At 65.4% G+C, this 10,022-nt stretch carries 8 protein-coding genes; 2 read left to right on the top strand and 6 right to left on the bottom strand.

Features of this window, described 5'->3' with window-relative positions:
* The 6 genes from FW796_RS31735 to pedF form a co-directional block, all read right to left on the bottom strand.
* Positions 1-839: aldehyde dehydrogenase family protein (locus FW796_RS31735; protein WP_446440689.1), on the bottom strand; the 839-nt coding region annotated here is incomplete at its 3' end.
* A 288-nt stretch (positions 840-1,127) separates the two neighbouring features.
* Complete coding sequence (gene pedH / locus FW796_RS31730) at positions 1,128-2,903, bottom strand: PQQ-dependent alcohol dehydrogenase PedH (protein ID WP_346635703.1); 1,776 nt, start codon at positions 2,901-2,903, stop codon at positions 1,128-1,130.
* 139 nt (positions 2,904-3,042) lie between these two features.
* Positions 3,043-3,972: a quinoprotein relay system zinc metallohydrolase 1 gene (locus tag FW796_RS31725; RefSeq protein ID WP_404939174.1), complete on the bottom strand. Its 930-nt coding sequence runs from the start codon at positions 3,970-3,972 to the stop codon at positions 3,043-3,045.
* A gap of 35 nt (positions 3,973-4,007) precedes the next feature.
* Entirely contained in the window at positions 4,008-4,778 is a 771-nt protein-coding gene (locus FW796_RS31720) for a quinoprotein dehydrogenase-associated SoxYZ-like carrier (RefSeq protein ID WP_446440688.1), read from the bottom strand.
* 8 nt (positions 4,779-4,786) lie between these two features.
* Positions 4,787-5,662, bottom strand: a complete 876-nt coding sequence (locus tag FW796_RS31715) for a substrate-binding periplasmic protein (protein WP_446440687.1) — start codon at positions 5,660-5,662, stop codon at positions 4,787-4,789.
* A 5-nt stretch (positions 5,663-5,667) separates the two neighbouring features.
* Positions 5,668-6,129, bottom strand: a complete 462-nt coding sequence (pedF, locus tag FW796_RS31710; RefSeq protein WP_346635699.1) for a cytochrome c-550 PedF — start codon at positions 6,127-6,129, stop codon at positions 5,668-5,670.
* Between the two features lie 253 nt (positions 6,130-6,382).
* Here pedF and exaA point away from each other — a divergent pair, with 253 nt between their 5' ends.
* Complete coding sequence (exaA, locus tag FW796_RS31705; protein WP_346635698.1) at positions 6,383-8,278, top strand: quinoprotein ethanol dehydrogenase; 1,896 nt, start codon at positions 6,383-6,385, stop codon at positions 8,276-8,278.
* A 208-nt stretch (positions 8,279-8,486) separates the two neighbouring features.
* Positions 8,487-9,143: a pentapeptide repeat-containing protein gene (locus tag FW796_RS31700; protein ID WP_446440686.1), complete on the top strand. Its 657-nt coding sequence runs from the start codon at positions 8,487-8,489 to the stop codon at positions 9,141-9,143.
* The last annotated feature ends 879 nt before the right edge of the window (positions 9,144-10,022 follow it).

The following is a 10,022-nucleotide window of genomic DNA, read 5'->3' as shown; positions in this document are numbered from 1 at the left end:
GGCTCGGCCTGCATGATGTCTTCGAAGAAGATGTTCGGCGACTTGCCGCCCAGTTCCACGGTGGACGGAATGATGTTCTCGGCGGCGCATTTCATGATGTGCGAGCCCACCGGGGTCGAGCCGGTGAAGGCGATCTTGGCAATGCGCTTGCTGGTGGCCAGGGCCTCGCCGGCCTCACGGCCAAAGCCCTGGACGATGTTCAGCACCCCGGCCGGCAGCAGGTCGGCGATCAGCTCGGCGAAGACCATGATCGACAGCGGGGTCTGCTCGGCAGGCTTGAGCACCACGCAGTTGCCGGCGGCCAGGGCCGGGGCCAGCTTCCAGGCGGCCATCAGCAGCGGGAAGTTCCACGGGATGATCTGCCCGACCACGCCCAAAGGTTCGTGGAAATGGTAGGCGGTGGTCAGTTCGTTGATCTCGGCGGCGCCGCCTTCCTGGGCGCGGATGCAGCCGGCGAAATAACGGAAGTGGTCGGCGGCCAGGGGCACGTCGGCATTGAGGGTTTCGCGCACCGCCTTGCCGTTGTCCCAGGTCTCGCTGACCGCGAGGATTTCCAGGTTCTGCTCGATGCGGTCGGCAATCTTCAGCAGCAGCCGCGAGCGGTCCTGGACCGAGGTCTTGCCCCAGGCCTCGGCGGCGGCATGGGCGGCGTCCAGGGCCAGGTCGATATCGGCGGCGCTGGAACGGGGGAATTCGGCGATCACTTCACCGTTGACCGGCGAGGTGTTGGTGAAGTACTGGCCAGCCACCGGCGGCACGAACTGGCCGCCGATGAAATTGCCGTAGCGTGGCTTGAAGGACACGACGGCGCCTGGGGTTCCGGGTTGTGCGTAGATCATGCTGAGCCTCTGCTGGTCGAGGCCTGTCCAACGACAGGCGATGGACCGATGGTAGAGAGCCCCGGGTGCCGGACGAATCCATCGTTGGCAGGGGGGGCTCTCGTCATTTGGTCGTAGGTTGATTGCCCTGTGCGGGAGCCGGCTTGCCGATGAAGGCGCTCTTGCGGGCCTCTTCGCCAGCAAGCTGGCTCCTACGGTTGGCAGGGATATCGCGGGGGCTTTGTAGGAGCCGGCTTGCCGGCGAAAGCGGTCGTGCGGGCGCCTTCGCCAGCAAGCTGGCTCCTACGATTAGCGTTTGCTCACCAGCTCCTTGGGCAGTTTGAAGGTCCAGAGCATGCCGCCCTGGTTGAAGTCCTTGACCCGCTTGGCCACTTCGCCGCCCCACAGCGGCACCGCACCGCCCCATCCGGAGAGCACCGAGACGTACTGTTCGCCGTCCATCTCCCAAGTCACGGGCGAACCCAGGACCCCGGAGCCGGTCTGGAACTCCCAGACCTTCTCGCCGGTCTTGGCGTTGAACGCCTGGAGGAAGCCTTCAGGCGTGCCGGTGAACACCAGGTTGCCCTTGGTGGTCAGCACCCCGCCCCACAGCGGCGCGAAGTTCTTGTGGCGCCAGACTTCCTTGCCGCTGATCGGGTCGATGGCCCGCAGCACGCCGATGTAGTCCTCGTTGAGTGGCTTGATGGTGAAGCCCGCGCCGAGGAACGCCGCGCCCTTCTTGTAGGCGATGCCTTCGTTCCAGATGTCCATGCCCCATTCGTTGGACGGTACATAGAACAGCCCGGTGTCGCGGTTGTAGGCCATGGGCATCCAGTTCTTGGCGCCGAGAAAGGCCGGGGCGACGAACACCGAACTGCCCTTGGCTTCGCTGCCCGGGGCGCCGGGACGGCTGGCCTCGTTGTAGATCGGCCGACCGTTCTTATCCAGGCCGGTGGCCCAGGTGATCTTGTCGACAAAGGGGAAGCCGCGGATGAACTTGCCGTTGGTGCGATCGAGCACGTAGAAGAAGCCGTTGCGGTCGGCGGTGGCGGCGGCCTTGATCTCCTTGCCGCCCTCCTTGTAGTTGAAGGAGATCAGCTCGTTGACGCCGTCAAAGTCCCACCCGTCGTGGGGGGTGCTCTGGAAGTGCCACTTGATGGTGCCGTCGTCCGGGTTCAGGGCCAGGCGCGACGAGGAATACAGGTTGTCGCCGGGGCGCAGGTGCGAGTTCCACGGCGCCGGGTTGCCGGTGCCGAACAGCAACAGGTTGGTTTCCGGGTCGTAGTAGCCACCGAGCCACGGCGCCGCGCCGCCGGTCTTCCACAGATCGCCCGGCCAGGTCTTGCCCGCCTCGCCACCGGAAATACCGTTCTCGATGGCCTTGCCGTCCTTGTACACATAGCCCATGTGGCCTTCCACGGTGGGACGCATCCACAGCAGCTCGCCGTTTTTCGGATCGTAGGCCTGGATCTTGCCGACCACGCCGAACTCGCCGCCGGCGACCCCGGTGATCAGCTTGCCGTTGACCATCATCGGTGCCGCGCTGATGGAATACCCCTCTTTGTGGTCAGCGACCTTCTTGCTCCACACCACCTTGCCGGTGTCCTTGTTCAGGGCCACCAGCTTGGCGTCCAGGGTGCCAAAGAACACCAGGTCGCCGTACAGCGCCACGCCGCGGTTGATCACGTCGCAGCAAGGGCGAATGTCATCGGGCAGGCGCGCGTCGTACTGCCAGAGTTTCTTGCCGGTGCGCGCATCCACGGCGAACACCCGGGAATAGGAACCGGTCATGTACATCACCCCGTCCTTGATCAGTGGCTGGGCCTGCTGACCGCGCTGCTTCTCGCCGCCGAAGGAGAAAGCCCAGACCGGCCGCAGTTCCTTGACGTTATCGACGTTGAGCAGGTCCAGCGGGCTGTAGCGCTGGCCCTGGACGCCCAGGCCGTTGGTGACGATCTGCTCAGGGTTCTTCGGGTCCTGGAGGATCTCTTCATCGGTGACGGCGGCCAGGGCCGCGCTGGACAGCAGCATGGCGCTGAGCACCAGGCTCACGGCGAAAAAGGGACGACGTGGGGGTTGGGTCATGACGGCTACCTCTGCGGTTATTGTTGTTCCCGGGAAATTTTCCCGGTCTGCCGGGAATTCTTGGTCCCGGCCTGTTTGCCAACAATTGCCCGCAGTGCGGAGTTTTCTAGTTCCTTGGTACTGGAGCGGCAACCGGCGCCTACAGGCCGTCGATACGCTGCAGGCGCTGGCGTTCGTAACGCGGGTACAGGTGGCTGACGCTGCGGATCAACTCGTAGCGAGTCAGGCTGATGCCGGCAAAACGCTCGGGGATCGGGCGGCGGATCATCTCGCTCATGTCGTCACCCCGGGCCGCGCCGTCGCGCATCAACCCGTCGAGCCAACCCAGGTAGTCGCGCATCTGGGCAAAGGGCGCAGCATCGCTGGCCACCGGTCCGTGCCCGGGAACGATCAGTTTCCACGACAGGCCCTGCAAGGTATCCAGGTCCTTGAGCCATGCCTCCAGCCCCGGGCTGTTGGGGGTGGTCAGCGCCCGCTGGTAGAACACCAGATCACCGGCAAACAGCACCCCGGTGTTCTCGTCGAGAATCGCCAGATCGGCACCGGTGTGCCCACTCAAACCGAGCAAGCGCAAGCGATGCCCGCCCACTTCGAGAACGCCGGGCTCCAGCACCTGGGTCGGCAACACCACCTCGGTGCCGCGCATCCAGTCGCCGACCATGCGGTACAGGTTCTCGGCCATGGCGTCGCCCTGCTGGCGCAGCAGGGCGGTGGTGCCGGCCAGGGCGCCGATGGGCACGTCACTGAAAGCCTGGTTGCCCAGCACATGGTCAGGGTGATGATGGGTCAGCAGCAGCTGGATCACCGGCTTGTCGGTGGTGGCGGCAATGGCTTGGCGCAGGGCCTCGCCGTAGCGCTTCGATGGTCCGCTGTCGATCACCACCACGCCGCTGTCGGTGACGATAAACGCCGTGTTGACGATGTTGCCGCCATTGGCCTTGGCGAAATTGTCGGTGCTGCCTTCCAGCAGCCAGGTCCCCGCGGCGATCTGCCGGGGCTTGAGTTGATAGTCCAGATCGGCCCGGGCCGGCAGGCCCAGGCACAGCAGCAACAGCAGGATCCAACGCATGGTGCGCCTCGGCTCGGGTGGGTCAAAGGATGCGCTCAGGGCAGCTTGGCCTCGAACTGATTGCCGCTGTTGTCGCGCAACAGCAAACGGGTCTGCCCTGCCCCTCGGATAGCGAACCCCAGGCTGGGGTTTTCGCTGACCGCCGGGAACAGTTCGAGGCTGGCCAGACGCTGATCGTTCTGGTCGCGCAATTCGGCGTGATTGAGGAAAAACTCAGGGATGCCGCTGACCAGGCCGTTGTCCATCGGGTGGGACACTTGCAGGCGCAGGCGGCTGGCATCACCCCGGGGATAGCGCCCGCCCAGCACCTCGCCGATGTGCTCTTCCCAACCGGGCTGGGTACGCACCACGCTGGGGGCGGTGCAGCCACCACCCGCAGCATCGATCAGGGTCGAGCCCACGTGCCACAGGCCATCGCGGGTCAGCACGGCGGCGCGCAACGGCGTGGCCTGCTCGATGCGGATGCGGATCGACAGCCAGGGCAGCACCCGCTCCCCCGGCTCGAAATCGACAATGCGCGGCAAGGGGTTGAGCTCGGCCCAGGCGAGGATGCGCACCACCTCGCCGCTGAAGGCCCGGGCGTCGATCTCCAGGGGCACCTGCCGCGCATCCTCGGCAAAGGGCGGCGCCAGCAGCTTGACCCGGTCATCGAAGACGAACGCGGCATCGCCCAGCAGTTGCTTGTGGTAGAAGGCCCACATCACCGAGGGCACCGGGTCCGGACCCGGGGCCTGCGGATCGGCGGCCAGCGCCGAGGTCGCCAAGGGCAGCCAGCACGCCAACAGACAGGTCGCTCGCCAGTTCATCGCAGCTCCTATTGATACATCTGTGGGACCTCGTAGCGCAGGCCATAACGGGCGTAGAGCGCCTTGAGCCGACCGTCGCGGATCAGCCCCTCCAGGGCCTCCTCCACGGCATAGGCCAGCTGGCGGTTGCTTTCATGCACCGCCATGCCGATCTCCCACACCTGCTTGCCCATGTTCGGGTAGGCGTTTTCCGCCAGGGCCAGTTGCGGGTCACCGGCCTCGTGCAACTGCCAGTCGATCTCGCCGCGCATGGCCATCACCGCGTCCACCTGCCCGGCCCGCAGAGCGCCGAACGCCTGCTGCACGCTGGGGTAATGATGGGTCTTGGCACTGAGCATGCCGTTGAACACCGAGGTCAGGTAGAACGACGGCACGCTGTCCACCTCGACCCCGATCGGGTGCTCCTGGAACACCGCGACACTGGCCACCGAGTCCAGCCGGCGGCGGTCGAATGCCACCTGCCAGCGCTCCTCCTGATAGGGGCCGAACATCACCACGTGATCGTTGGCCAGCTCCCCCAGTTCGTTGCGCTTTTGCGCGTAGTCGTGGTCATAGGGCACGCGCATCATCAGGTCGGCCAACTGCTGGTGGCGCAGCGGACTGCCGCGCCAGATGTAGTCCCGCAAATCGTCGTCGAGCTTCTCCCCCGGGGGCGCCCAGATCAGTTGCAGGCGCACTCCCAGGGCCTCGGCCAGGGCTTGCGCCAGCTCGACGTCGACGCCCCGGGGCTGGCCCCGATCCTCGAAGCTGTAGGGGGCGAAATCCTGGTACACCGCCACCTTCAGCTCACCGGAGGCGATCATCGTGTCGTAGTTGCGCACCCCGGCCTGCGCCGCCGCGCAGCACAGCAGCAAGCCACTGAAAAACAGCGCCAGGCGGCCCATGGCGATCACTCCTCGACGCGCACGCTGTCCAGGTAGGTGCGCACCGCCCACAGGGCTTCCTGGCTCAAGTAGTCGGCCATCTTCGGCATGTACACCCGACCATCGCGCACCGCGCCGTGGCGCACCCGCTCGACGAACCATTCATCCCCGGCCTCGCCGGCATCGAGCATGCGCAGGTCCGGAGCGATGCCGCCGGACTTGGCTTCCAGGCCATGACAGGCGGCGCAGTTCTGGTTGTAGGCCGAGGCGCCGATTTCCACTGCCTTGTCGTGCTCGGGCGAGGTGCGGTACGGGTTGACCGCGGCCCAGCCGTCGCCATCGACGCTCACACCGGCATCCTTGATCGGCGTCAGGCCCTTGGTTTCCACCGCCTGGGGCACCACGTTGCCATGGGCCCATACGGAACCGGTGAACACGGCACCGGTCAGCAGCCCTACCGCGAGCAAGGCGTTGCGTTTTGTTGTCATTGTTATGCCCTCAAGATTGCACGCAAGACCTCAATACAGAGGCCATGGCGCCATCTTAGAAACAGCCGGTGGGCGGCCGTATGCTGCTTTGGTGGTCGCGCTCTACTCCCTTGGTAGTAGGGCTTGTGGCGCGGGCCTAAATCAGGTGCCGCCCGGGAACTATTCCCGGCAAGGGCGGGACTTTTTCCGTATCTCAACACCCGTCCCGGGGCAGACCCTAGTCAGGCCAAAACCTCCACTGGGAACTGCAACCATGACAATAAGATCGCTCCCCGCCCTCTCCCCCCTGAGCCTCGCCGTCCGGGCCCTGCTGCTGGCCGGCAGCCTGTCCCTGGGCGCGGCGGCCACAGCGGCCACCGCCCCGGCGGCACCTGCCAGCAAGAACGTGACCTGGGAAGACATCGCCAACGACCACCTGAGCACCCAGGACGTGCTGCAGTACGGCATGGGCACCAACGCCCAGCGCTGGAGCCCGCTGGCCCAGGTCAACGACAAGAACGTGTTCAAGCTGACCCCGGCCTGGTCCTACTCCTTCGGTGACGAGAAGCAGCGCGGCCAGGAATCCCAGGCCATCGTCCGCGACGGCGTGGTCTACGTCACCGGCTCCTACTCGCGGGTATTTGCCCTGGACGCCAAGACCGGCAAGCGCCTGTGGACTTACAACCACCGCCTGCCGGACAACATTCGCCCGTGCTGCGACGTGGTCAACCGCGGTGCGGCGATCTACGGCGACAAGATCTACTTCGGCACCCTCGACGCCCGGGTCATCGCCCTGGACAAGAACACCGGCAAGGTGGTGTGGAACAAGAAATTCGGCGACCACAGCGCGGGCTACACCATGACCGGCGCCCCGGTGCTGATCAAGGACAAGACCAGCGGCAAGGTGCTGCTGATCCACGGCAGCTCCGGCGACGAATTCGGCGTGGTCGGCCAGCTGTTCGCCCGTGACCCGGAGACCGGCGAAGAAGTGTGGATGCGGCCTTTCGTCGAAGGCCACATGGGCCGCCTGAACGGCAAGGACAGCACCCCCACCGGCGACGTCAAGGCACCGTCCTGGCCGGACGACAAGACCAGCGAAACCGGCAAGGTCGAAGCCTGGAGCCACGGCGGTGGCGCCCCTTGGCAGAGCGCCAGCTTCGATGCCGAGACCAACACCATCATCGTCGGCGCCGGCAACCCCGGCCCGTGGAACACCTGGGCGCGGACCTCGAAAGACGGCAACCCCCACGACTACGACAGCCTCTACACCTCGGGCCAGGTCGGCGTCGACCCGAGCACCGGCGAAGTGAAATGGTTCTACCAGCACACGCCGAACGACGCCTGGGACTTCTCCGGCAACAACGAACTGGTGCTGTTCGACTACAAGAACAAGGACGGCAAGGTGGTCAAGGCCACCGGCCACGCCGACCGCAACGGCTTCTTCTACGTGGTAGACCGCAACAACGGCAAACTGCAGAACGCCTTCCCCTTTGTCGACAACATCACCTGGGCCAGCCACATCGACCTCAAGACCGGGCGCCCCGTAGAGAATCCCGGCCAGCGTCCGGCCAAACCGCTGCCGGGTGAAACCAAGGGCAAGCCGGTGGAAGTCTCGCCGCCGTTCCTGGGTGGCAAGAACTGGAACCCCATGGCCTACAGCCAGGACACCGGGCTGTTCTACATCCCCGGCAACCAGTGGAAGGAGGAGTACTGGACCGAGGAAGTGAACTACAAGAAAGGCTCGGCCTACCTGGGGATGGGCTTCCGCATCAAGCGCATGTACGACGACCACGTCGGCACCCTGCGCGCCATGGACCCCACCACCGGCAAGCTGGTGTGGGAACACAAGGAACAGCTGCCGCTGTGGGCCGGCGTCCTGGCGACCAAGGGCAACCTGGTATTCACCGGCACCGGCGACGGTTTCTTCAAGGCCTTCGATGCCAAGACCGGCAAGGAGCTGTGGAAATTCCAGACCGGCAGCGGCATCGTCTCGCCGCCCATCACCTGGGAACAGGACGGCGAACAGTACATCGGCGTGACCGTGGGCTACGGCGGCGCGGTGCCGCTGTGGGGCGGCGACATGGCCGAGCTGACCAAGCCGGTGGCCCAAGGCGGTTCGTTCTGGGTGTTCAAGATCCCGAGCTGGGATAACCAGAGCGCCCAGCGCTGATCGTCACCGCCCTATCTGTGGCGAGGGAGCTTGCTCCCGCTGGGCCGGGCTGGCGTACCAGCGCGCAGCGGCCCCGAAACCCGCCCCGGGATGTGCCAGACACACCCCGGGGGCCGGGTTCTGGTCGGCTACGACCCCAGGGCGCCGGTCGACCGGGAGCCCGCCTTCTCGCCACACCCGTCTTCACTCCCGCCTGGAGCACCGCACCATGAACTACCTGCCCCTTGTCCTGCTGTTGAGCCTGTCCCCCGCCTTCGCGGTGAACATCGACGACGGCAACGACGTGCCCCTGACCATCAACGGCTGCCTGATTGCCGAATCCAGCCAATGCCCGGGTGCCAACCTGCGCGGCGCCAACCTGGCCAACCAGGACCTGCGCAAGATGAACCTGGCCGGCGCCGACCTCTCCGGCGCCGACCTGCGCCATGCCCAGCTGGACCTGGCCAACCTGGAAAAAGCCCGCCTGCAGGGCGCCAACCTGACCCGCGCCAGCCTGCAACAGAGCAACCTGCGGCTGGCGGACTTCACCGACGCCAAGCTGATGGCGATTCAGGGCTGGGGCCTGTTTGCCCAGGGCGCGCAATTCGAGAACGCCAACCTCAGCGCGGCCTATCTGCAATTTGCCCGGCTGTCCGGAGCCAAGCTGCACCGGGCCAATCTGCAGGCGGCGGATCTGGAGATGGCCTGGTTGAACAAGGCCGACCTGCAAGGGGCCAATCTGAGCGAGGCCAATCTGCAAGAGGCCAAGTTGGGCGAGAGCAATCTGGAGCGGGCCGATTTGCGCGGGGCGCGGCAGCATTATGGGAATTTTCAGGATGCCAATATGGAGGGGTGTGGGGGGTGTCCGGGGACGTGGGATAAGTAGGGGGGGCATATTCGGTGCTGCGGGTGGGGCGGCTTATGATTCCGCTTTTACAGCAGGGATTGGGTACATATCCATTCCTGCGGGTGGGGCGGATATTGGTTCCGCTCTTACAGCGGCTCACTTTTGAAAAGCGCAAAAGTAAGCAAAACGCTCTGCCCCTCCACTCGGTGCCTCGCCTAGGCTCGGCATGCCTTCACTCCGGCATTGATCCGTGGGCCGCCGCCACCGGCCATCCCTGGCCGGGTGGCGGCTAACCCGGCATCCCTGCCGGGTTACCCACGGCTCAATGCCTGCGTTCAGCCATCGTGGTTAACGGGGCGTTCAGATCAAAATCAAAATCAAAAGCGCGACAGCGGCCTTGCGGCCGGCCTGAAGCTAAGGGTGGGTGCGTTTCTGTAGGAGCTGGCTTGCCAGCGAAGGCGTCGGCCCGGGCGCTGCATGACTTACGGGCCTCTTCGCCGGCAAGCCGGCTCCTACGGTGAGCTGCACGGTCTATCTGTCTGCTGTAGGAGCTGGCTTGCCAGCGAAGGCGCCAGCCCAGACGCCGCATGTCTCACGGGCCTCTTCGCCGGCAAGCCGGCTCCTACAGGGAACTGCACGGTCTATCTGACAGCTGTAGGAGCAGGCTTGCCAGCGAAGGCGCCCGCCCAGGCGCTGCATGACTTACGGGCCTCTTCGCCGGCAAGCCGGCTCCTACGGACAGCGCGTAAACGCGCTTGGTTTTTGATCTTGCTCTTGCTCTTGCTCTTGATCTTGATCTTCAGGCCCCTTTCCAGCCGGCCGAGCGTAGGCGTTGCGTAGGGGGCAGGTCGGCATGGATGCCGAGCTAGCCGCCACCCGGCCATGGATGGCCGGTTGGCGGCGGGCCCCCGGAGCAAT

Source organism: Pseudomonas sp. 910_21 (assembly GCF_052850735.1).
The sequence above is the reverse complement of the archived record's forward strand: the minus strand, read 5'-3'. Positions and strand labels throughout refer to the sequence as shown.